This window comes from Flavobacterium zhairuonense (genome assembly GCF_004352915.1).
In the GTDB taxonomy this organism is placed as follows: domain Bacteria; phylum Bacteroidota; class Bacteroidia; order Flavobacteriales; family Flavobacteriaceae; genus Flavobacterium; species Flavobacterium zhairuonense.
Genome location: NZ_SJSY01000073.1, coordinates 451,048 through 474,644, shown reverse-complemented (window position 1 = coordinate 474,644; position 23,597 = coordinate 451,048). Strand labels below are relative to the sequence as shown.

The window sequence follows — 23,597 nt, the reverse complement described above, 5'->3', positions numbered from 1 at the left end:
CATCTTTATATCAACCAATATAAATTTGAACCAATGAAAAAATATTTTTTGCTTTTTGCTTTCATCATTTTGAATTCATGCAGTGGTGATGATAAAATTTATGATAATCCAACTGCGTTAAAAGGACGCTGGCTGTGGGTTTCTTCAACTGGAGGTTTTCAGGGTGTTACTCCTGCTGCTTTGAATCGAAAAGAAGAACTTGAATTCTCTGACACTCATGTAAGCACGTATACAGATGGCCAGCTAACCCAAAAGCTAAAGTATCATATCGCAACAAAAAAATCAATTTATGGTGGAAATAAAAAAATGATTGTAATTGATAAAGAAGACCTAACTCAAGTATATTATGCTAATCGATCTTTTATTGTAACTGGCAATAAAATGACTTTAAGCGAAGAATGCAATGACTGTTTCATTTCAAAATATGAAAAAGTAAAATAAAGATTATGAAAAAAATTCTACCAATTATTTTTATTCTTTTGGCTTTTACAAGCTGTTCCAATGATGATGACAAAGCTAATCCAGTAATTGGAAGCTGGAAATTAGTAAAAACACGAAATCATGTTTTTGCAACTGCCGAGGATCCAAACAAAGAAACTATCACTGATTATTTAGATAAAAATATTGTTTACACATTTGATGGAATGTCTAACTTAACTATTAATATAAATGGGCAAAAAGAACAGCATCAATACGAATACAAACTCGATTATTTATCTGGTGGCCCTACTGTCGGCGAATCAAAAATTCAATTAGTCATCATAGATGGTTCTAAATGGACTTATTCTGTTTCACCTCAAGGAGAAATGATTTTAGGAAAATCGTATGTTGATGGTTCTGATTTGTTTTTTGTAAAACAATAAAATTTCGTTTTTTAGTTCTTTTGAAAACAAAGAAATATCGTCTAGCCCCGATGGAAGCGGCATCTCCCGATTTAGAAAAACAAGGCTTTTTAGCCGTAGTTTTTGTTAATCGGGAATATAGCGGACAGCGGGACAAAACATTCTTATGAAAACAAAAATTTCTGCTTCAAAATAAAAAAATGCTCTTCTGAATAATTCCTGAAGAGCATTTTTTATTAGTTGACTAAAAACAATGAATTGCTGAATAAAAGTATTCCGTTTTCCCAAAAACCTCTGAAAAGCGGATTATCCATCATGTAAATTACACTTCCGTCGCCTCTTTTATCAACTGCAAAAGTTACGGTTTCAGGCAGTTTTTTCTTGATGTCGTTTCCAACAAAACCATAACTCAAAAAGTTTTTAGGAATATAAGCAACATTAATGGCATTTTTTAAAAGCGAAAATGATCTTTCATTGGTTTTTAAACTGTAATACGTATTTCCTAAACCAAATGCCATTGGATAGGTTTTATCCAATTTATTCTCGATAATCGCACCCGGAATTGTTCCTGAAATTTCTCTTCGTTCAGATCCTTCAAAGTCTAAAAAGCGTTTTTTAAGCTCGACTTCCTTTTCTTCTTTTTCTGATTTTTCCTTGTCTTCTTTGCTCGCAAACATACTTAAAGCATAACCTTCGCGATCTTGAAATAATGAAATTGCACTGCTCATGGCAATTACTTTTCCGCCATTTTTAATCCACTCATCGATTTGTTTTTTCTGATCCTCTGAGAAATCATAAGAGCCGTCAGAAAGTATCAAAGTATTGTAATTGTACAATTTCACTCGGTTGAAATTTGAAGTTTCGACAATACTCACTGGATATTTTACAACTTCATCCAGATAATGCCAATTGGCACCAAATTCAGTCGAAACAATTCCTTTTCCTGAAAGCATTAAGATTTTTGGCGCTTTTAAAAGAACAAAATTTTCTCCACCAATATCTTTTGAATTGGTTGAAAATCCGGTTGTAATAAAACTGTAATCCGATTTTATCTTAATGATTTCGCTAACTGTTTTTTCAAAATCGGCGATTTTTGGATTATCAGCTCGGCTAATGATTAATCCTCCCGGCTCGATTGTCAAAGTGCCAAAAACTGCTTTTTTCATTGCTGATCGTACTTTTACATTTGCTTGATGCAATAGCGAAAGCACCTGAGCTGAAATTCTGCTATTCCAAGGCACATAAAAAGCATAAACACTTGCCGGAATGTCTTTTTTCGCAATTTCGATTTGAGATTTTGTTTTAACAGCGATCGCATTTTTTACGGCATAACCTTCAACTCCGTATGCTAGAGGCAATGCCCAAGCTGTGATATCATACGATAAACTGTCGTTGAGTTTTTGGTTTGGTTCAAATAATACCTGCGCCAAAACAGATCTCGGCTGATCTGCTTTTATGATTAAATCGTTTGGCTCGATCTTGAAACTTTCACTTTTTTTGTTTTGATAATGAAATCCTGAAGCACTTGCAGAAGCATCGGCATAACTGAATTCAATGTCATTTTTTTTCAGCATTTCAGTCAGTTGCTCCAATTTTGCATTGTTTTTTAGAACGTAAGTATTGTAAACGCCTTTTGCTTTTTTGCGGGCATTTGCATGAAAATCTCTAAAACCTTTCAACAGCACCTCTTTTTGCGAAGCTGCACTTTCTACAACCGTCAATACTGCTGTGGCATGATGCGTCAAACGATCTTTTATAGTTACGTTTGTGCCATTTTCCATCGTCACTTCGCGTCCTGCTCCTATTCCGCCTTGTTCCAATGTCAAACCAACTGCTCCATTATAAGTTGGATAAGTATCGCCATAACTTGGATAAAACAAATCAAATCGTTCTCTGGTATTGTACATCCAGTTTTGCTTGTCGAATTTCTGTGAAATATTTTTCCCTAAAACGTCATAAAAATCCTTTTGATATTGCTCTATAAATTCATGCAAAGGCTCTGCCGCTGGCGGGAAAAAGTATGGCGAATTATAGCTCATTTCATGTACATCTGTATGCACTTGAGGCATCCATTGGTTGTATACTTTTATGCGCTGTTGCGATTCAACTTGTGTTTGCCACGCCCAATCGCGATTCAAATCAAAAAGGTAGTGATTGTATCTTCCGCCCGGCCATTCTTCCATGTGTTCTCTATCGTACAAACCTGGATGGTTTTTCTTTCCTGAAATTTCTCTAAGCCAATTTCCATAACGTGAATATCCATCTGGATTGATACATGGATCCAGAATTACGATGGTATTTTTGAGCCATTTCTTGGTTTCTTCGTTTGTTGGATTCAAAAGTTCGTATGCAACTGTCAAAGCGCTTTCGGTTCCGGCAAACTCATTTCCGTGAACATTGAAACTCAACCAAACGATAATTTTATCTTGTGCCGCAGCCAATTTCGAATCTGAAAGTCCAATTGAAGCCAAATTGTTCAAACGAATTTGCTCCAGATTTTTCAAGTTTTCAGCATCCGAAATGAAATATAAATTCAGATCGCGTTGTTCGTTTGTTAATCCGTATTGCTGTTTTTTTATTAAAGTCGAATTTTCAGTCAGATATTTAAAATAATCCTCGACTTGATGGTAGTAACTTATTTGTTTCCCATAGTTTGGAATAAACTCTGAAGGCGATTTTAATTGCGCCAAAGCAGAAACTGAAGCTGTTATAAACAATACTACAGCATAAAAGTTTTTTGTCATAATTGGAAATGGTTTGCAGTTGGATAAAAATAAGAATTAACTTTATATAATCTAAAATCATCTTAATATTAATTGCTTTATTAACTTTTGAAATAAACAAATCCCAATGAATATTCTAATTGTTTACGCGCATCCAAGTAAAAAATCCTATACTTTTCAGGTTTTGGAAAGATTGAAATCGGTTATCTTAAAACAGAATTGGAATCTCGAAATTTCAGATTTATATGCTTCAAATTTCGTCAGCGATATATCAGAAGAAGAATATGAAAGAGAAGGTTTTGCGAAACTTGATCTTCCTATTTCTGAAGATGTTTTAACTGAACAAAAAAAAATCGAAAATGCAGATTGCATTATTTTCCTGTATCCTGTTTGGTGGAGCGATTGTCCTTCAAAACTAAAAGGCTGGTTTGATCGTGTTTATTCGGTTGGATATGCCTATGGACAAACCGAATCCTTTCCGAAAATGAAAATTATTCCGCATGGAATTGCAATTTGCACTGCCGGACATCCAAATGATTTTTTGAATGAAATTGGAATTGCCCAAAGCATGGAAAAAATCATGCTCGAAGACCGACTTGGAAAACGTTTTGAAAACAAAGAAATGCTGATTTTGGGCGGAACATTGGAATTGGAAAAGGTTATGGAAGGGCATTTTTTATTGATTGAAGAAACTGTAGAAACGATTAAAAAATATTTTGCTTAGATTGCACGCAGATTTTGCAGATTTTAGCGGATTGACACAGATTATATATTTATAAGCCTAACCATTTTATGAATCTTCAAAAAATAAAAGTTTACCATTTATTCTGGATTGTTTCTTTATTCGTTTTATTAATTGCATTAATTCAAACGAATTATCCAAATTCAACATTAGACATAAATATTCATGATACTTATTTTGTTATTGCTAACTATCATTTTGCCATTGTCTTGTTTACATCTTACTTCTTAATGGCGTTGGATATTGGTTCATTCAAAAAATATTAAAAAAAAATCTTGTAAAATTATTAACCTTAGTTCATTCAGCTATTTTGATTGGTAGTTTTATTTTGTATTGGATAATTGTTATCTACGAAAAATTACATCTTAACAATCGTACCTATGAATATTTTGATGATTCTGAATCAATTAATATCACTTTAGTAATTGAACTTTTATTGATTCTTTTTATTGCAACATCAATTTATATCATCAATTTATTGATTGGTCTTTTCAGAAAAGGCTAAAAATCATTGAACACAAACAACCGTAAAACCGGACTGAAGTCCGGCCCTACAATATGGATCGAGCCAAAGGCTCTTTTATAGTTCCGAAGGAACAAATGATATTGTAGAGCTGGACTTCAGTCCAGTTTAAATAAATTTACAAAACATGTCTGAAACTCCCCTTTCTTTTGTCTCTTACGCACCCTAACAAATTGATTATTAGAACGTAAATTTGTAATACAAACCTTTAAATTATTTAAAATGAGTACTACAGATTTTACCACAACCATAAAAGTAGATCAATCACCAGCGGCAGTTTTTAGTGCTGTTACAAATGTCCGAGACTGGTGGTCTGAAGAAATAGAAGGAAATACAGCCAAGCTCAATGATGAATTTGATTATCATTATGAGGATGTTCATCGCTGTAAAGTAAAATTAATTGAAGTTATTCCGAATCAGAAAATCGTTTGGCTGGTTGAAGAGAACTATTTTAAATTCACCGAAGACAAAACGGAATGGACGGGAACTAAACCAACTTTTGAAATCACTGAGAAAGATGGGAAAACCGAGCTAAAATTCACTCATTTTGGTTTAACCTCTGAATATGAATGCTTTGAAATTTGCAGAGGTGCTTGGACAAATTACATTCAAAATAGTCTTAAAAAACTAATTGAAACCGGAAAAGGGGAACCAAATGCAACAGGAAAACCACAAACTGAAAACGAAAAAAGGTTATCTTCAAAATAATTTTATAAATTAGTGATTCTAAAAATCCTAATTATATGAACCCCATAGTAAGAAATACTCTGGCTGTCCTTGCCGGAATCGTTATTGGAAGTATTGTCAATATGAGTATAATTTTATTAAGTGGTTCTATTATTCCGCTTCCAGAAGGTGCCGACAACTCCACAATGGAAAGTTTAAAATCAACAATGCATTTGTTTGAAGCCAAACATTACCTTTTTCCTTTTTTAGCACATGCTATCGGAACATTCGTTGGTGCAATCACGACAGCATTATTGGCTTTTAATCACAAAAAGAAACTTGCGCTGCTTATTGGCGCATTCTTTTTATTTGGAGGTATTGTTAGCGTTTGTTCTTTGCCGTCGCCAGTTTGGTTTACGATTGTAGATTTAGTTTTCGCTTATATTCCAATGGCGTATCTGGCACTGAAATTACTTTGTCATAAAGGAAAGATTCAAAAAAATGAGTGACGAATCCTCTAAAAAAATTCCCGCTAAAATATGTTACTCACATATTGGTGGAAAACTCGGTCAGTTGCTAGTTGAAACTTTTGCCGAAAAAGGATGGATTGCTAAGAAAACTCCAACAGACAAACATTTCTACATAACAGAAATTGGCCAAACAGAATTAGAAAAATTAGGCGTTGACATTTCTCAAATCAAACCCGAAGATTTATAAAAAATAAGCAAAATCCGGACTTTTTTTCCCCTCAATGTAGCTTCAAATTTCTTAACTTAGTTGTCTTTTATATTTAAAAATCATGACTAAGAAAGAAATTGCTCGGGACTTCCTAAAACTTGCCGCAAACGGACATTCGCACGAAGCATTTCGTTTGCATGTTGGCAAAAAATTCAAACATCACAATGCTTATTTTAAGGGTGATGCCGATACCTTAATGCTTGCAATGGAAGAATCTGCAAGAACAAATCCGAATAAGATTTTCAAAATTCATCATATTTTAGAAGACGACAATTTTGTTGCCGTGCATTCGCATTTAAAACAAAATTCAAAAGATATTGGCTTTGCCGTAGTTCATATTTTAAAATTTAAGCATGATAAAATAATTGAACTTTGGGATTTAGGTCAGCCTGTTCCAAAAGAAACTATTAATGAAAATGGAATGTTTTAACTAATTGTTAATGGTGAATTGTTAATTATAAATTATTTCCAGAGACCGAAAACTAAAAAATACAAAAGCCTAAAAATGACCTTTTTATCCAAAACACTTTCAATATTGTCTTTAATTTTTCTTTTTTTGAGCTGTAATTCCTTCGCTCAAAAAGAAGATAATTATTCTGCTAAAATTGACAGTTTAATAAAAAATACCAATTCTCCCATTTTTAATGGTGCAATTTTGATTTCAAAAAACGGAAAAACATTGTATTCTAAAGTAAAAGGTTTTTCGAATTTTGAGACCAAAAAACCTTTGAAATTAGACAGCCAATTTGAAATCATGTCAAACAGCAAACAGATAACGGCAGTTTTGATTTTATTGGAAGTTGAAAAGGGTAAAATAGATCTCAATTCTCCAATCAAAAATTATTTACCTGAATTAAAACAAACTTGGGCAGATTCTGTAACGGTTCATCAGCTTTTAAATCATACTCACGGAATTGTCGGTTTAGACAAACCATTGGCATTTAAACCCGGAACTCAGTTTAAATACGGAAATTTAAATTTCAGTCTTCTAGGGAAAATCGTAGAATTTAGTACCAAAAAAAGTTATACTGAAGTGGCTACCGCGCTTTTTTCGAAACTAAAAATGAAAAACACCTATGTCTATTCTAAGGGTAAAAATCAAAATTTAGTTTCTGGTTATATCAATAAGAATAACACTTTTGAAATCACTCACGACGATTATATTACGCCAGAAAGCCTTGGAGCAGACGGCATTATTTCGACTGTAACTGATTTAGCTATTTGGAACAATAATCTTCATAAAGGAAAAATTTTAAAACCTGCATCTTATCAGAAAATGTTGAAATACACAACACTTTCGCAACATAATTTATTTGGAAAAGAAAAAGAAGGTTACGGTTACGGAATTAGAATTGTTGAAAAAGAACCAGTTAAATATCTTGGACACACAGGTTTGGGTGACGGGTTTTCTTCAGTAAATTTATACTTTCCTGAAAGTGACATCAGTTTTATTGCGATTGAAAATCAAATGAATGACGATTCTAATTTGTTTTACATATCTGAATTTAAAATAAAGAATATTCTTTTCAAAAGTGATTTATTAATTAAAAAATAAACGCAAATGGCTGTCAATAAAACCACCGAAACCACAAACAGTGTTACTGATTTTATAAATGCTGTCGAAAATGAGCAGAAAAGAAAAGACGCTTTTCAACTTCTTTCAATAATACAGGAATTAACTGGTTTTGAACCAAAAATGTGGGGTCCGAGTATTATTGGTTTTGGAAGTTATCATTATAAATATGACAGCGGCCACGAAGGTGATGCGCCATTAGCAGGTTTTTCTCCAAGAAAAGCAGCCATGACCGTATATTTTTATCTGCCTGAAGACAAAAGAGAAGAACTCTTATCTAAACTAGGCAAACATACTTCTTCAAAAGCATGTATTTATGTCAAAAAACTGGCTGATATTGATGTTGAAATATTAAAAAATATCATTCTACTTTCCATGCAATACACCCAAAATTTATACCCTTCAAATTAAAAAATATGAGCCTCACTTTATTTCTTCTTTTAATAGCCGTTGCAATTTATTTTGCATACCATCCTAGATTCGGAAAAAGGCCATTTGGTGAAAGACTAGCTTTAATCCAAAAATCGCCTCAATACAAAAACGGAAAATTCGAAAACGAAAGTTTCACACCAGAACTTGCTGAAGGTTATGGCTATTTTGATGTTCTAAAAGAATTTTTCTTCAAGAAAGTAGATCGCAAAAGCCCTACTGATAGTATTCCGTCAATAAAAACCAATTTGCATGAAATTCCGTTAGATCAAGATATCTTGGTTTGGTTTGGGCATTCGTCATATTATATTCAGCTTGAAGGAAAACGTTTCTTGATTGATCCTGTTTTTAGTGGCAACGCCTCGCCTATTTATGGCACCACAAAAGCATTTAAAGGAACCGATATTTATACCGCTGATGATATCCCAGAAATTGATTATTTATTGATGACCCACGATCATTATGATCATTTGGATTATGCGACAATTATGGCACTAAAGCCAAAAATCAAAAAGGTTATTACGGCTCTTGGAGTGGGCTCACATTTTGAATTTTGGAAATTTCCTTCTGAAATTATTATCGAAAAAGACTGGCATGAAAAAATAGAACTCGATCAAAATTTAACGCTTTATACCACTCCTTCAAGACATTTTTCGGGTAGAAGCATCAAACGTTGCAATACACTTTGGACGTCTTTTGTTTTAGAAACCAAAGATTTTAAAATGTATCTGGGAGGCGATAGTGGCTACGATTCACATTATGCAGCAATTGGCGAGAAATTTGGCCCTTTTGATATTGTGCTTATTGATAATGGCCAATACAATCCGGCTTGGAAATACATCCATAATTTGCCGGAAGATGTAATTAAAGCGATGAAAGATTTGAAAGCCAAAAGAGTCTTTCCTGTTCATTCTTCAAAATTTGCATTGGCACTTCACGCTTGGGATGAACCTTTAAAAAAAGTAACCGAATTAAACAGTTTGTCTGAAAATCCGATTCCGTTAATTACACCTAAAATTGGTGAAATCGTCGAATTAAAAAATGAAAACCAGCAATTTCAACAATGGTGGGAAGGGGTTAATTAATTGATAATTGCAAACTTGAAACAAAAACATGAACAATTATATCATACGAAACGCAAACCCTTCAGAATTTGAGGAAATCGGAGAACTTTTAATTCGCGTTTATTCGGCTTTGGAAGGTTTTCCTAAACAAGATGAACAGCCAAATTATTATAAAATGTTAGCCAATATTGGCAATTTTACCCAATATCCAGAAACAGAACTTTTAGTGGCTCTTGATGAAAATAATACCATTTCAGGAGCAGTAGTTTATTTTAATGATATGCAATACTACGGCTCTGGCGGAATCGCAACTCAGGAAAAAGATTCAGCTGGATTTCGTCTTCTAGGAGTTGATTCTAATGCAAGAGGAAAAGGAATTGGAAAACTTTTGACTTTAGAATGCATCAAAAAAGCAAAAGAGTCTCAAAGAAAACAAGTCATTATTCATTCTACTTTGGCAATGAAAACTGCTTGGGGAATGTATGAAAACATAGGTTTTAAAAGAGATGAAATTCTGGATTTTATGCAGGGAGAACTTCCTGTGTTTGGCTTTAGATTTCCACTCGATTCAAAAAAATAATATCAAAAAAAAAAACAAAAAATTGAAACTAAAAACTAACCTTTTTATCGTTGCTTTTCTGGCAACTTTTAACCTTTTTGCACAAAATACCTATGTTTTTCTGGGTTCTTATAATCGCGATAAATCGGCAGAAGCCATTCAAATTTATCAATTAGATACCATCAATGGAAAATTAACTAAAACAGCTTCTGCAAAAAACATTATAAATCCTTCCTATTTGACGGTTTCTCCAAATGGAAAATATGTGTATGCCTGTACCGATACCAAAACACCAAATGCAGGAAGCATCAGCAGTTTTGAGTTTGATCCTAAAAACAAAAGTCTGACTTTTTTAAACAGCCAAAGAAGCGGTGGCGAAAATCCGGTTTATGTGACAGTACATAAAAGCGGAAAATGGATTGCCAATGCCAATTATACAGAAGGAAGTGTTTCTGTTTTTCCAATTTTAGAAAACGGCAAAATTGACTCGATTGCGCAAAACTTTCAATATCTGGACGGAAGCACACATAAAGAAAGACAAACCCGTTCACACGTGCATTCAGCTGTATTTTCACCTCAATTTGATTATTTGTTTTTACCCGATTTAGGTGCCGATAAAATTCGTTGCTATGCATTTGATGCCAATCAGGAAAAGCCTTTAATTGAAACTAAAAATCCTTTCACAAAGACTGATTTAGAAGCTGGCCCGAGACATTTTACTTTTCATCCGAATCAAAAATTTGGTTATTGCATTGAAGAAATGGCGGGCCAAATAAGCGTTTACAAATACGAAAACGGGGTTTTGAATAAAATCCAACGTATTGCCACGCATTCTGATAAAATAAAAGAAGGTTTTGAAAGTTCAGATATTCATATTTCTCCTGACGGAAAATTTCTTTACGCCACAAACCGAGGAAAAGAAAACAACATTGCCATTTTCACAATTGACGAAAATGGGCTTTTAAAAAACATTGGTTATCAATCCACTTTAGGAAAACATCCGAGAGTTTTTGCCATCGATGAAAGCGGAAAATTTTTAGTTGCTTCAAATGTTAATACCGGAAATGTGGTTGTTTTTAAAAGAAATCCAAAAACCGGATTGCTAAAAAAAGTAGGGAAAGAAATAAAAATGGAAAATGTTTCGTGTGTTCAAATTAAACGGATTTAAATGTTATTTATTAAGCTTTTATAGATAATCTAGATCTTTTTGTCATTTCGACGAAGGAGAAATCACACTCGGATATCGACAAAGATTGATTATTAACTTTGCGGAATTTCTAGTGTGATTTCTCCTTCGTCGAAATGACAAACTTCACGATTAATTTTCCCAAAAAAACTAACGCAATAAAAATTATGTCAGCAAATAATTTCGATTTACAGCCCAATTTCTTGGAAAATGAAATCATAAAATTGATTCCGCTCGAAGAAAATCATTTTGAAGAACTTTATGCAGTTGCCTCAGATCCTTTGGTTTGGGAACAACATCCCAATAAAAACCGTTATGAAAGAGCAGTTTTCCAAAACTTTTTTGAAGGTGCGATGGAAAGCAAAGGCGCTTTTGTCATTTTGGATAAAACCACAAATGAAATTGCTGGCAGTACACGATTTTATGAATACGATCCTGAAAACAATAGCATTTTTATAGGATATACTTTTTATGGAAGAAAATTTTGGGGAACTGGTTTCAATACTCAAGTAAAAAAAATGATGCTCGATTACGCTTTTCAATTTGTAGAAAAAGTTCAGTTTCATATTGGAGCAGAAAATTTCCGCTCACAAAAAGCAATTGAAAAATTAGGCGCCGAAAAAATAGACGAAATCCATGTGGCTTATTATAACGAACCTTCTCGTCACAATTTTGTTTACAGAATAAAAAAATAGAAAAAATGAAAAATATAACCGTTTTCTGCGGATCCAGTTTTGGCATTGATGAAATATTTAGAGAACAAGCAGAACTGCTAGGAAAAACTTTAGCCAAACAAAATATAGGTTTAGTTTACGGAGGTGCAAATGTAGGTTTAATGGGCGCTGTCGCGGATGGCGCATTGAGCGAAAACGGAAGCGTAATTGGCGTTCTTCCAAATTTCCTTAGATCTAAAGAAATTGCACATTTAGGCTTGACCGAATTAATTGTAGTGGAAAGCATGCATGAACGAAAAACTAAAATGAACGATTTATGCGATGGTGTAATCGCTCTCCCGGGCGGTTTTGGAACATTAGAAGAGCTTTTTGAAATGCTGACTTGGGCACAATTAGGACTTCATAAAAAACCAATTGCAATTTTAAATACAAACGGGTTTTATGATTCGTTAATTGAATTGACAGAAACAATGGTTGAAAAAGGCTTGCTGAAAGACGTCAATCAAAAAATGCTTTTGGTTAGTGACAATATCGATGATTTACTAGAAAAAATGAGAAATTATATACCGCCTACAGTCGGAAAATGGATTGACAAGAAAGAGTTATGAGTTGAATGTTAAGGGTTATTTGTAAAGCGTTAGAAGTAAAAAAAATGAGTTATATTTACATTTGCCCAAAACTCATAACCTACAACTTATAACTTCTAACTTTCAATAAAATGAAAACAGAAAACAACAAATTTGCAAAAGCCGAAATGCTGATCAGGAAACCTGTTTCAGAAGTTTTTCAGGCTTTTATAGATCCGGAAATTACTCGTAAATTTTGGTTTACAAAAGGCTCCGGAAAATTAGAAGAAAACCAAAAAACCGAGTGGACTTGGGAAATGTATGGTTTTTCATTGACGGTCACTACATTAGTATTGCAGGAAAATAAAAAAATTGTGATTGAATGGGGAAATCCAGACGAAATCACTTTAGTTGAATGGATTTTTAGTCCGCTGAATGAAAATGAGACCTTTGTGAGCATTACAAATTCGGGCTTAAAAGGCGATGCTGACAAAATAATTGATCAGGTTCGTAATTCTACTGAAGGTTTCACTTTGGTATTAGCAGGAGCAAAAGCGTATTTAGAACATAATTTAAAGCTGAATTTAGTTCTAGATAGATTCCCGAAAGGCCTTGCCTGATAGTATTTTAACCGCAAAAGGTCACAAAGATTTACGCGAAGAACGCAAGGTTTTTTGAGAATCACTAAAGTGAAAAGCCCACAAAGCTTTGTGCAGAAAAATGGTAGACAAAGCTTTGCGAACTTAATATAGATTCTGCTTACTCCAGCAATTAAAAATACTTAGCGCACTTTGCGTTAAAATAACAGATATGTTTTGATCGTAGTACAAGTTCAGCAACCTGAAACTTGAAACCTGAAACTAAAAAAATCATGGAAGTTAAAAAACCCGAAAATATCGACGAGTACATTGGTGGATTTCCAAACGATGTTCAGGAAATTTTAGAGAAAGTGAGAATGACGATTCAAAAAGCGGCACCAGAAGCCAAAGAGAAAATTAGTTATTCAATGCCAGCTTTTGAGCAAAACGGAATTGTAGTTTATTTTGCGGCCTTTAAAAATCATATTGGCCTTTATGCTTTGCCAAGCGGACATGAAGAATTTAAAGCTGAACTTTCAAAATATAAATCAGGCAAAGGTTCTGTCCAGTTTCCGTTAAAAGACAAAATGCCTTATGATTTGATTACCCGAATTGTAAAATTCAGAGTAAAAGAAAATCTTGAAAAAGCAAAAAAGAAATAGCTCTAGATAAAATCAATTTCTTCATTAACAAAGCATATTCCATGAAAAAAATAAATTTTCTTTTTATCATTTCTATCTTTCTTATAAGCTGTTTTTGTAGTGCGCAAGACGAAGCTTCAATTGAAAAAGAAATTATGGAATTGCATAAACCAACAAAAATAATTCACGATTCCATTTCAAACTTAATGAAAAAAGTAAATTTAGAAATAGAATCAGAAAAAGATTCCGTTAAACGAAACCAGCTTACTATACGTTTAGATACATTATGGAATGCATTGGATCAGAATGGCATTAATGAATTAAAACTTGATTTTGATTTTGCCCGAAAACATCCTAATTCACAAAGAGCCTTGCATCTAATTAGAATTTCGGTAGGCCGTTTTGTGGGAATGAACTTTTATGACACTTTCGTAGAGGTTTTCCAAAACTTTTCTCCCGAAATTAAAAATTCAGAAGAGGGAAAAGAAATGGCCGAGAAACTACACTATTTTAAACAAAGCAAAGTGGGAAGCATTGCTCCCAATTTTAGTTTAAAAGATATCAATAACAAAACTATTTCCCTTGCCGATTTTAAAAGCAAAAAATACATCTTGATTGATTTTTGGGCCAGCTGGTGTGCTCCTTGCAGAGAAGAATTGCCATATGTTAAAGAATTATATAAGAAGTATCAGCAACAAGGTTTAGAAATTATTAGTATTACTAAAGATGAAAAATCCGATCTTTGGAAAAATGCGATTGCCAAAGAAAAAATCGAATCCTGGAAACATATTTCTATTTTAGAAAATCAAAGTACCGTCGATAAAGATTATTTTGTTAATGGTATTCCGCATAAAGTTTTAATTGACAAAAATGGAATTATTATTGGAAAATGGAAAGGCAGTGGAGAAAACAATAAACACGATTTACAGCAACAATTAAAATCGATTTTTGAAGCACAATAATAGAACAATGAATTTAACTGAACATTACAATCAACTTTATAAAACAGCTGCCGAAGCAATTTCGGCGGGAAAATATTCAATCGATTCAGAACTCAAAAACGAGTCAGATTCTCGATTTGGAATCACCTTGCTTATTCGTCCAAATGATGAAATAAAAGCCAATATCAAGCTTTTTTTAAAGGAATTGAAAGAAGCTGAACCCGAACAATATTTTTATCCAGATTCAGATATTCATATTACTGTAATGTCGATTATTTCTTGTTCGGAGGAATTTCAATTAAATCAGATTTCTCCAAACGATTATATTCAGCTCATCTGCAAAAGCATGGTCGATGCAGATAAAATCAAAATTCATTTTAAAGGCATTACGGCTTCGCCTTCTGCTCTTATGATTCAAGGTTTTCCAACAGATGAAACTTTGGATAATTTAAGAAATAAACTTCGTGAGAACTTTAAAAACTCTGAATTGCAACAAACTATAGACAGCAGATATACAATTTCTACCGCGCATTCAACTGTTATGCGTTTTCAGGAACCGCTTCAAAATCCAAAAAAATTAATTGAAATTGCAGATAAATTTCGCGATTTTGATTTTGGAGAACTTGATGTAAAAAACCTAGAGCTTGTTTATAATGATTGGTATCAACGTAAAAGTACTACCCGAGTTTTGGGAAATTTTGGTTTGAGATAATGTTCTTATTTAAATTTCCCAAAATGCCACAGAACTCCAGAAGGATCATGCAGAAAACATTCACTTCCCCAATCTAAATATTTTATCGGAGTTAGTTTTACACCTTCGTATTTTTCGGGAAGATTTAAAGCTAAAAGTTCGTTGTAGTATCGTTCTGTATCATCAACCTCAAGAAAAATCATAGTATTTTCAATCCATTCTTTTGCATAATAATCTTGAAGATAAAATGCAAATTCGCCGCTTTTAAAAACAGAAAAATTAGATCCTAAGATTCCTTCTTCAAATCCTAAATCACGATAAAAACTTCTTGAAACTTCGAAATTTTTAGCTCCAATAAAGGGACGAATTGATTTTATATTGTGGTTCATTTAATTACTGTTTTTATCCTTTTTTCAAAATGCTTCCCAAACCGCGACCAATCTGTTCAATAGCTTCAAGACCTTTGGTTAAAGGTGTTGCTGTAAAATCTTCATAGGCATCCATTGAGCTTTCTTTACGATCGTCTTGCGGATAAACCAAAAGAATATTATTGTCTTCAAAGAATTTATCAAATTTTTGAGGAAGTCTGTCAAAAATAGATTGATACGAAACCGAACCTTTTCTAGATAAATTGAAAACAATGAAATCAGTTGGTTTTATTTCATCTGAAATTGATTCGAAACTGTCCCATTCCATTACGCTTTTAAAGCCAAGTTTTGCATTCAATCTCAAATTATTCGCAATTGCCTGAATGGCTTGGTGCGTTTTGTAATCGGCATAAAGTACAATCGGAATACTTAATTCTTGAGATAATCTACAAATTTTCTGTAATAAAAGATGGAAGCCAATTCCTCTTTCAGAAAATGGCGGACAAATAAAAACCAGTCTTTTTTCTTCAATAAAATTAGTTGGAAATCGGCAAATGAATAAGCTTTTATCCACATTATTGATAATGGAATCAACGTTTTCGCCAAAAATTTTATCCAAGAATCCCGTTTTTTTCGGCCAGCCAATAATGACAATATCCGACATGATTTCTTTAGAAGTTCTAGCAATTCCACTCGCCGGATTATGGTCGATTCTGGCAATCGTATTAATTTTCACTTCTGAGGCAGATCCTTGAATAACAAATTTATCAACTGCTTTTTTATACTTCAGAATATTTTTTTCGGCTTGATCGTTATTTGGAACAATAGTCAATAAAGTCACCGGATTAGCTGATTTTTTGTCTTTAATCAAAAGTGCAAAATCCAGCAAACTTGCTGTAGCTGACGTTTTTGCTAATGGAATCAAAATATGTTCGTCTAAAATTTGACCATGTTCGGCATCTTCGTGCGAGATTTCTTCTTCACAAATCGCAATTTTTTTAGCCGCTTTTTCAGTTGCAAAAGAAGCCACAATACAAGTAATCAAAATCAGAATAATAGTTCCGTTTAGAATATTTTCATCTAGAATTTTTGCTTTGTAACCAACCAAAATTACAGCCAAAGTTGCCGCCGCATGCGCACTGCTTAATCCAAAAATCAATTGTCTTTCGGTTTTGGTATATCTAAAAACAATTTGTGTAAAAAAGGCTGCCGCCCATTTTCCAAAAATAGCCACAACACTCAAAGTTGCCGCTACAATTAAAGCTGTTGGTCCGCTTAAAATTACGCTTACATCAACCAACATTCCAACAGAAATTAGGAAAAAAGGAATAAACAATGAGTTACCAATAAATTCAATTCGGTTCATCAAAGCAGATGAATGCGGAATCAAAGGATTTAATGCCAAACCCGCAACGAATGCACCAATAATAGGCTCTACTCCTGCTACTTCGGCCAAAAAGGCCGCAAAGAAAACCACCGAAAGAACAAAGATATAATGTGCATGTTTCTCACTTTCTAGTTTCTTGAAAAACCATTTGGCAATTCTTGGGATAACCAAAAACATAATTGCCGAAAAAATAGCCAATGAAACTGTCAATTTTATCCAAAAAGCTTGATTTAAGCTCCCTTGACTGCTTCCCATAATAACGGCCAAAATAATCAAAACAGCAGTATCCGTCAAAATTGTTCCTCCAACGGTTATTGCAACAGCCTGATTTTTAGCAATCCCTAATTTGCTTACAATTGGGTAAGCAACCAAAGTATGCGTTGCAAACATGCTTGCCGTTAAAAAACTGGCATTAAATTCATAATGCAACAAATAATAACAAACTGGAAAACCTATGGAAAGCGGAATTATAAAAGTGAAAAATCCAAATAACAAACTCTTGTTTCGATTCGCTTTGAATTCATTCATATCGAGTTCAAGTCCAGCAATAAACATGATGTACAAAAGCCCGATCGTTGAAAATAAAGTAACTGCCGAGTTTTTTTCTAAAAGATGCAAACCATGTGGCCCAATAATAACTCCAGAAATAATCAATCCGATGATTCCAGGAATATTGATTTTTTTTAATAAAATCGGCGAAAGCAGAATTATAAAAAGTATTAAAGAAAAAATCAATACTGGATTCGTGAGCGGTAATTCGAATTCGTGTAAAAAATGCCTGAAAAATTCTATCATATTGTAATTTTATGCTTTGTGGTATTGTAATCGTAAAAAGACATTTTTTTATAATTAAAATAAAATCCCTTGAAGTGATTTCGTAATTATACCAAATAAATAAGCGGTTTTAATGAAAGGCTCTCCACAAAAATACCGAAAAATAGCCAACTTTCTACGCAAACTGCATATTAAACAATTAAATTTATTTTGTTGCCAAATTATTAAAATTTAATACCATTTTTAACAAAAGCGCAAGATTAACGATCAAAATATAACTATCGTTGCATTATTCAATTATCTTTGTAATAACAAAACTGTAACAATGGAAGAATGTATCTCTGTTTTTGATATGCTTAAAATTGGTGTTGGACCTTCATCCTCACATACTTTGGGTCCTTGGAGAGCCGCAGAACGTTTTTTGGAAGAGCTAAAAAACGAATCTATTTTAGACCAAATCAAGCGCGTAAAAGTCGATTTGTATGGCTCGCTTTCCTTAACAGGAAAGGGTCATGCCACAGATTTGGCCGTAATGCTCGGTTTGAGTGGCCAAGATCCTGAATATATTCCGGTTGAAGATATTGCTGGAATTATCAAAAAGATTGAAGACAAAAACGAAATTATTTTGGCTAATCAATATATAATTCCGTTTTATTTTCTTCAAGACATTGTTTTCAACAAAGAATTCTTGCCTTTTCATGCTAATGGATTGAAATTTACGGCCTATAAAAATGATGATTCCGAATATGAATCGACTTTTTATTCTATTGGCGGTGGTTTTGTGGTGAAAGAAGAACGCGAAAATGCCAAAATTAAAGAAGTTATCAAATGCGCTTTTCCTTTCCCAATTCAAAATGCTGTTGAGCTTTTAAATTATACGGTTTCTGAAAACAAATCGATTTCTGAGATTGTTTATGAAAACGAAAAATCAATGCGTTCTGAAAATGAAATTCATTCTGAATTGATGCGCATTTGGAATACCATGTTGGAATGCATGTACATTGGTTGCCATTCTGAAGGAATCCTGCCTGGCGGACTTCATGTGCGCAGAAGAGCTTTTGATATGCACCAAAATTTAATCGGGTTATCCAATTATACAGATCCGCAATCTTGGTTGGAAGAAATTAGAAAAACCGAAGTTAAATTCCGTCAAATTTTGAAATGGGTTAGCTGTTTTGCATTGGCGGTTAATGAAGTAAATGCTTCTTTAGGGCGTGTAGTTACTGCACCAACAAACGGAAGTGCCGGCGTAATTCCAGCAGTTTTAATGTATTATATGGTAATCGAAAACCACAATGCGGGCGAAAAAGAAATCAAACAATTTTTGATGGTTGCCGGAGAAATTGGAAGTATCTTCAAAAAAGGTTCTACAATTTCTGCTGCAATGGGAGGTTGTCAGGCTGAAATTGGTGTCTCTTCATCAATGGCAGCGGCGGCGCTTTGCGAATTAATGGGCGGAACTCCTGCGCAGGTTTTAATGGCTGCCGAAATTGCGATGGAACATCACCTGGGGTTAACTTGTGATCCAATTGGTGGTTTAGTTCAAATTCCATGTATTGAAAGAAATACAATGGGCGCCATAAAAGCCATAAATGCTGCAGAATTAGCTCTTGAAACCGATTCTAAAAATGCTAAAGTTCCATTAGACAAAGTAATCAATACGATGTGGGAAACAGCAAAAGATATGAATTCCAAATACAAAGAAACCTCTGAAGGCGGATTGGCAATTGCGGTAAATATGGCCGATTGTTAGAATTTATTACTTAATTTTGCAAACTAAAATTCACGTTTTAAAAGCATAAATAACTTTTAAAATAATTAAAAAAACTAAAACTTACTCATAATGTCAGTTGCTAAAAAAGATTATAAAAGAATCACTACCAAATCGTTGATTGAAATGAAAAGCAATGGAGAGAAAATCTCTATGCTTACTGCATATGATTACACAATGGCTAAAATTGTTGATACTGCAGGTGTCGATGTCATTTTAGTAGGAGATTCTGCTTCAAATGTGATGGCGGGACACGAAACAACTTTGCCAATCACTTTAGACCAGATGATTTATCATGCTTCATCTGTTGTTCGCGCTGTCGAGAGAGCTTTAGTTGTGGTAGATTTGCCTTTTGGAAGTTATCAATCTGATCCTAAAGAAGCTTTGCGTTCTTCTATCAGAATTATGAAAGAAAGTGGCGGACATGCTGTAAAATTAGAAGGCGGAAAAGAAATCAAAGAATCAATCAAAAAGATATTAAACGCCGGAATTCCTGTTATGGGACATTTGGGATTGACTCCTCAGTCGATTTATAAATTTGGAACTTACACTGTAAGAGCTAAAGAAGAAGAAGAAGCTGAAAAATTAATTGAAGATGCTAAAATGCTTGAAAAAGTAGGATGTTTTGCTGTAGTTCTTGAAAAAATTCCAGCTGAACTTGCCAAAAAAGTAGCTGACAGCATTTCAATTCCTGTTATCGGGATTGGTGCAGGAGGCGGTGTTGACGGACAAGTTTTAGTAATTCATGACATGTTAGGTATGAACAATGAATTCAGCCCGCGTTTCTTGCGCCGTTACTTGAATCTTTATGAATCAATGACGAAAGCTATTGGTCAATATGCCGCTGACGTGAAGTCAAAAGATTTCCCTAACGAGAAAGAACAATATTAATTTTCTAAGATACTAAGACGCTAAGTTGCTAAGGTACTAAGATTTTAGGCACAAAGGTTCAAAGTAACAAAGGTTCAAAGAGCTCAAAAATAAAAGTTAAAACTCAATTGCCTCCAGCTTTAGCTGGAGGTTCATTTTTAAGGCTAGTGGAAGGCTTTAGCCAAACTTTCTCAATCTAAATTTCAACTTAAAATGAAAATTATTTCAGATAAAAACAATCTCCAAATCCTTCATGAAGATAATCACATTATTGTGATCAACAAACGTGTGGGTGATATTGTGCAGGGAGATAAAACTGGGGATAAACCTTTGTCTGATGTTGTGAAGGAATACATTAAAGCCAAATACAACAAACCTGGTGATGTTTTTTTGGGTGTCATTCATCGTTTGGATAGGCCAACTACCGGAATTGTTGTTTTTGCCAGAACTAGCAAAGCTCTATCTCGAATGAACGAACTTTTTAGTAATCGTGAAACTAAAAAAACATATTGGGCGGTTGTAAAAAATAAACCTTTAGAAGCTAGTGCCAAATTGGTTCATTATTTAAAAAGAAACGAAAAAAACAATACTTCTAAAGCCCATTTAAAAGAAGTCCCTGATAGCAAACTCGCAAGTCTGGACTACAAAATTATTAAAGAGCTTCAAAATTATACTGCTCTTGAAATCAATCTTCATACAGGTCGTCATCACCAAATCAGAGCGCAATTAGCCGCAATTGGTTCTCCAATAAAAGGCGATTTGAAATATGGTGCAGATCGCAGCAATCCTGATGGAGGGATTCATCTTCACGCCAGAAAACTGGTTTTTATACATCCCGTTTCAAAAGAAAACATCACGATTATAGCACCAACTCCAGACGAAACAATTTGGAACGCGGTATAATTTTTTATGATATAATTGTTAATTTTTTAAATTTTATCGATTAACTTGCATAGACATAAAAAACAAGCTGATCATAAAATGGACTACAAAAACGACATCGGATACAGAAAAGAAACGCTTAAAAAGTTGTTATACAACATTCAAAAAAGCGAAGATTTGATTGTTCAAGCTTTATACGATGATTTTAAAAAACCCGAATTTGAAGCTGTTTTAACTGAAACCAATTATGTCATTTCGGAACTAAAAGATACGATCAAAAACATTTATTCGTGGGCAAAACCCAAAAATATTCTTCCATCACTTCTCAATTTCCCATCTACTGATTATATCTACAAAGAACCTTACGGAAAAGTTCTAGTCATTGCTCCTTGGAATTATCCATTTCAATTGGCATTATGCCCTTTGATTGCCGCGGTTGCAGCAGGAAATAGAGTCGTTTTAAAACCATCAGAACTCACACCTCATACTTCAGCAATTATTTCCAAAATCATTTCCAAAACATTCCATGTCAAACATGTTGAAGTTGTAGAAGGTGGTATTGAAGCATCAAACAAACTGCTCGCAAAACGTTGGGATTATATTTTTTTTACCGGAAGTGTTTCCGTTGGAAAAATTATAGCAAAAGCGGCTGCCGAAAATCTGACGCCGGTCACATTAGAATTGGGAGGAAAAAATCCGTGTATTATTGATGAAACCGCTAATTTGAAATTAGCCGCAAAACGAATCGTTTGGGGAAAATTCATTAATGCCGGACAAACTTGCATTGCACCAGATTATATTCTGATTCAAAAAAATATGAAAGTCAATTTTGTTAGTTTTTTAATTGACGAGATCTTAAATGCATACGGAAAAAAGATAGACAAATCGCCTGATTTTGCGCGAATCATAAATACTAAAAATTGGTTGCGTCTGGACAGTATGATAGAACGAGAAAAGGTGATTTTTGGTGGAGAAACTGATGCCGAAAAATTATACATATCTCCTACTTTAATCGAAGACCCAGCATTAGATAGCCCTGTAATGAGAGAAGAAATTTTCGGACCAATTTTACCGATTCTCACTTATGAAAGCGAGGCCGATATTGAAAACGTTGTTAGTCGATATGAAAAACCTTTGGCATTCTATGTTTTCAGCGAAAATAACAATTTTGCAAAAAAACTAATTACAAACTACTCATTTGGAGGCGGATGCATTAACGATACAGTAGTTCATTTCTCTAATAAAAGACTTCCTTTTGGCGGTGTCGGCCATAGCGGCATCGGTGCATATCACGGCCAATTAAGCTTTGATATTTTCTCGCATCACAAGGCTGTAGTAAAAAAAGCAAACTGGCTTGATCTTCCTATGCGATATGCTCCTTATAAGGATAAACTGACGTCGCTTAAACGTTTATTAGATTGGCTTTAAATATCAAAAAAATGTCTCTGTTAATTTTGTAGAATATCATATGTAATTGATTAAAAATACTATATTTACGTTTCAAAAATGACCGTAAATTCTAAAAATACAAACAATTCCATATCAAAATGAAATCTACACTTGCCAAAATCGAGAACATTAAAAAAAATGGCTATACCATAGATTTTTCTACTGTCTTTGACCACGCTTTCGAAAACTTTAAAAAAATAACACTTTATTCAGCACTTATTCTACTAGTTTTTTCATTTATAGCAGCAATTGCAGCAGTACTGGTTTTAGGAAACATTTATGGTTTTGAACATGTGCCAAAAATAGTGCAAGAGAGCTTAAAACCTACTAAATTGACTTTAGATGAAGCATTAATTTCTACTGTTGGAGTATCACTTTTAAGCGCTGTTCTTGCACCATTTAGCGCTGGTTTCTTCAAAATGGCCGATGCTGCTGACAAAAACAATGAATTCAAAGCTTCATTCATGTTCAGTTATTACAAAACACCTTATTTTGCTCCATTATTTGTTTCAACTTTAATTATCACAGCAATCAATAATGCAATTGCCAACACATTCGAAATTGCTGGCTTTGTATTCATTGGCGTAGCAGTTTCTATAGCTATAAACTTTTTCATGTATTTTGCTGTTCCGTTGATTGTGTTTGGAAATTTAAACGCAATCGATGCAATTAAAGGAAGCATTACACTAGTAGCTAAAAATCCTTTATTAATTTTCGGTGTATTTATTATCGGAATCGTAGGCTCAATTGTTGGTGTGTTTGCTTGCGGTATAGGTTTTCTATTTACATACGTTTTTAATACGTCTTTGAATTACGCAACATATTATTCCATTTTTGACATGGAGCAAGAACAAGATTCAATTGACTCTATTGGTCAATCGGATCAAATATGAAATTGAATTTCTGAACAAAAAAGAGCCTGACCTACTCTTTCAGAAAATCACAAAATGCTATTAACTA

At 33.7% G+C, this 23,597-nt stretch carries 28 protein-coding genes; 25 read left to right on the top strand and 3 right to left on the bottom strand.

Annotated elements, in window-relative coordinates; genetic code table 11:
- Positions 1-33 precede the first annotated feature (33 nt).
- Positions 34-441, top strand: coding sequence for a hypothetical protein (locus EYY60_RS14220; RefSeq protein WP_132989973.1), 408 nt, complete (start codon positions 34-36; stop codon positions 439-441).
- Between the two features lie 5 nt (positions 442-446).
- Positions 447-863 (top strand): hypothetical protein, encoded by a 417-nt coding sequence (locus EYY60_RS14215; RefSeq protein WP_132989972.1) that lies wholly within the window; start codon positions 447-449, stop codon positions 861-863.
- A 215-nt stretch (positions 864-1,078) separates the two neighbouring features.
- On the opposite strand, the gene EYY60_RS14210 is transcribed toward EYY60_RS14215, so the two are convergent.
- Positions 1,079-3,586: a M14 family zinc carboxypeptidase gene (locus EYY60_RS14210; RefSeq protein ID WP_132989971.1), complete on the bottom strand. Its 2,508-nt coding sequence runs from the start codon at positions 3,584-3,586 to the stop codon at positions 1,079-1,081.
- 106 nt (positions 3,587-3,692) lie between these two features.
- Between EYY60_RS14210 and EYY60_RS14205 the strand changes: the two genes are divergently transcribed.
- The 18 genes from EYY60_RS14205 (at position 3,693) to EYY60_RS14125 (ending at position 15,157) form a co-directional block, all read left to right on the top strand.
- Positions 3,693-4,289 (top strand): NAD(P)H-dependent oxidoreductase, encoded by a 597-nt coding sequence (locus EYY60_RS14205; protein ID WP_132989970.1) that lies wholly within the window; start codon positions 3,693-3,695, stop codon positions 4,287-4,289.
- A 68-nt stretch (positions 4,290-4,357) separates the two neighbouring features.
- Positions 4,358-4,573, top strand: a complete 216-nt coding sequence (locus tag EYY60_RS14200; RefSeq protein WP_132989969.1) for a hypothetical protein — start codon at positions 4,358-4,360, stop codon at positions 4,571-4,573.
- 62 nt (positions 4,574-4,635) lie between these two features.
- Positions 4,636-4,812, top strand: a complete 177-nt coding sequence (locus EYY60_RS22290) for a hypothetical protein (protein WP_162847887.1) — start codon at positions 4,636-4,638, stop codon at positions 4,810-4,812.
- Positions 4,813-5,052: 240 nt separating this feature from the next.
- Positions 5,053-5,538, top strand: coding sequence for an SRPBCC family protein (locus EYY60_RS14195; RefSeq protein WP_132989968.1), 486 nt, complete (start codon positions 5,053-5,055; stop codon positions 5,536-5,538).
- Positions 5,539-5,573: 35 nt separating this feature from the next.
- Positions 5,574-6,005 (top strand): hypothetical protein, encoded by a 432-nt coding sequence (locus EYY60_RS14190; protein WP_132989967.1) that lies wholly within the window; start codon positions 5,574-5,576, stop codon positions 6,003-6,005.
- A complete protein-coding gene (locus tag EYY60_RS14185; RefSeq protein WP_132989966.1) occupies positions 5,998-6,213 on the top strand; it encodes an ArsR family transcriptional regulator in 216 nt (71 codons plus the stop codon). The genes EYY60_RS14190 and EYY60_RS14185 overlap by 8 nt, the downstream gene beginning before the upstream one ends.
- Positions 6,214-6,295: 82 nt before the next feature.
- Positions 6,296-6,664: a nuclear transport factor 2 family protein gene (locus tag EYY60_RS14180; RefSeq protein WP_132989965.1), complete on the top strand. Its 369-nt coding sequence runs from the start codon at positions 6,296-6,298 to the stop codon at positions 6,662-6,664.
- Between the two features lie 75 nt (positions 6,665-6,739).
- On the top strand, positions 6,740-7,789 hold the full coding sequence (locus tag EYY60_RS14175) for a serine hydrolase domain-containing protein (protein ID WP_132989964.1): 1,050 nt from the start codon (positions 6,740-6,742) through the stop codon (positions 7,787-7,789).
- Between the two features lie 6 nt (positions 7,790-7,795).
- Positions 7,796-8,218 carry a DUF1801 domain-containing protein gene (locus tag EYY60_RS14170; protein ID WP_132989963.1) on the top strand — a complete coding sequence of 141 codons (423 nt, stop codon included), beginning with the start codon at positions 7,796-7,798 and terminating at the stop codon, positions 8,216-8,218.
- 5 nt (positions 8,219-8,223) lie between these two features.
- A complete protein-coding gene (locus EYY60_RS14165; protein ID WP_132989962.1) occupies positions 8,224-9,321 on the top strand; it encodes an MBL fold metallo-hydrolase in 1,098 nt (365 codons plus the stop codon).
- 28 nt (positions 9,322-9,349) lie between these two features.
- The gene (locus tag EYY60_RS14160) at positions 9,350-9,880 is read left to right on the top strand and encodes a GNAT family N-acetyltransferase (RefSeq protein ID WP_132989961.1); all 531 of its coding nucleotides are present in this window, start codon (positions 9,350-9,352) and stop codon (positions 9,878-9,880) included.
- 22 nt (positions 9,881-9,902) lie between these two features.
- Positions 9,903-11,027: a lactonase family protein gene (locus EYY60_RS14155; protein WP_235832332.1), complete on the top strand. Its 1,125-nt coding sequence runs from the start codon at positions 9,903-9,905 to the stop codon at positions 11,025-11,027.
- 185 nt (positions 11,028-11,212) lie between these two features.
- Positions 11,213-11,740 carry a GNAT family N-acetyltransferase gene (locus tag EYY60_RS14150; RefSeq protein WP_132989959.1) on the top strand — a complete coding sequence of 176 codons (528 nt, stop codon included), beginning with the start codon at positions 11,213-11,215 and terminating at the stop codon, positions 11,738-11,740.
- 5 nt (positions 11,741-11,745) lie between these two features.
- Positions 11,746-12,327 (top strand): LOG family protein, encoded by a 582-nt coding sequence (locus EYY60_RS14145; protein ID WP_132989958.1) that lies wholly within the window; start codon positions 11,746-11,748, stop codon positions 12,325-12,327.
- A gap of 110 nt (positions 12,328-12,437) precedes the next feature.
- On the top strand, positions 12,438-12,905 hold the full coding sequence (locus EYY60_RS14140; protein WP_132989957.1) for an SRPBCC family protein: 468 nt from the start codon (positions 12,438-12,440) through the stop codon (positions 12,903-12,905).
- 251 nt (positions 12,906-13,156) lie between these two features.
- A complete protein-coding gene (locus EYY60_RS14135) occupies positions 13,157-13,525 on the top strand; it encodes an iron chaperone (RefSeq protein WP_132989956.1) in 369 nt (122 codons plus the stop codon).
- A gap of 41 nt (positions 13,526-13,566) precedes the next feature.
- Positions 13,567-14,466 (top strand): TlpA family protein disulfide reductase, encoded by a 900-nt coding sequence (locus EYY60_RS14130; protein WP_132989955.1) that lies wholly within the window; start codon positions 13,567-13,569, stop codon positions 14,464-14,466.
- Positions 14,467-14,473: 7 nt separating this feature from the next.
- Positions 14,474-15,157, top strand: a complete 684-nt coding sequence (locus EYY60_RS14125) for a 2'-5' RNA ligase family protein (RefSeq protein ID WP_132989954.1) — start codon at positions 14,474-14,476, stop codon at positions 15,155-15,157.
- A gap of 5 nt (positions 15,158-15,162) precedes the next feature.
- On the opposite strand, the gene EYY60_RS14120 is transcribed toward EYY60_RS14125, so the two are convergent.
- Both EYY60_RS14120 and EYY60_RS14115 read right to left on the bottom strand, forming a co-directional pair.
- Positions 15,163-15,525: a VOC family protein gene (locus EYY60_RS14120; protein WP_132989953.1), complete on the bottom strand. Its 363-nt coding sequence runs from the start codon at positions 15,523-15,525 to the stop codon at positions 15,163-15,165.
- Positions 15,526-15,538: 13 nt separating this feature from the next.
- A complete protein-coding gene (locus tag EYY60_RS14115; protein ID WP_132989952.1) occupies positions 15,539-17,686 on the bottom strand; it encodes a cation:proton antiporter in 2,148 nt (715 codons plus the stop codon).
- Positions 17,687-17,990: 304 nt separating this feature from the next.
- Between EYY60_RS14115 and EYY60_RS14110 the strand changes: the two genes are divergently transcribed.
- The 5 genes from EYY60_RS14110 to EYY60_RS14090 all read left to right on the top strand — a co-directional run bounded on the left by EYY60_RS14110 (position 17,991) and on the right by EYY60_RS14090 (position 23,530).
- Positions 17,991-19,418: an L-serine ammonia-lyase gene (locus EYY60_RS14110; protein WP_132989951.1), complete on the top strand. Its 1,428-nt coding sequence runs from the start codon at positions 17,991-17,993 to the stop codon at positions 19,416-19,418.
- 90 nt (positions 19,419-19,508) lie between these two features.
- Positions 19,509-20,327, top strand: a complete 819-nt coding sequence (panB, locus tag EYY60_RS14105; RefSeq protein ID WP_132989950.1) for a 3-methyl-2-oxobutanoate hydroxymethyltransferase — start codon at positions 19,509-19,511, stop codon at positions 20,325-20,327.
- 192 nt (positions 20,328-20,519) lie between these two features.
- A complete protein-coding gene (locus EYY60_RS14100) occupies positions 20,520-21,209 on the top strand; it encodes an RluA family pseudouridine synthase (protein WP_132989949.1) in 690 nt (229 codons plus the stop codon).
- Between the two features lie 78 nt (positions 21,210-21,287).
- The gene (locus tag EYY60_RS14095; protein ID WP_132989948.1) at positions 21,288-22,616 is read left to right on the top strand and encodes an aldehyde dehydrogenase; all 1,329 of its coding nucleotides are present in this window, start codon (positions 21,288-21,290) and stop codon (positions 22,614-22,616) included.
- 119 nt (positions 22,617-22,735) lie between these two features.
- Positions 22,736-23,530 (top strand): DUF2189 domain-containing protein, encoded by a 795-nt coding sequence (locus tag EYY60_RS14090; protein ID WP_132989947.1) that lies wholly within the window; start codon positions 22,736-22,738, stop codon positions 23,528-23,530.
- Positions 23,531-23,597 lie beyond the last annotated feature (67 nt).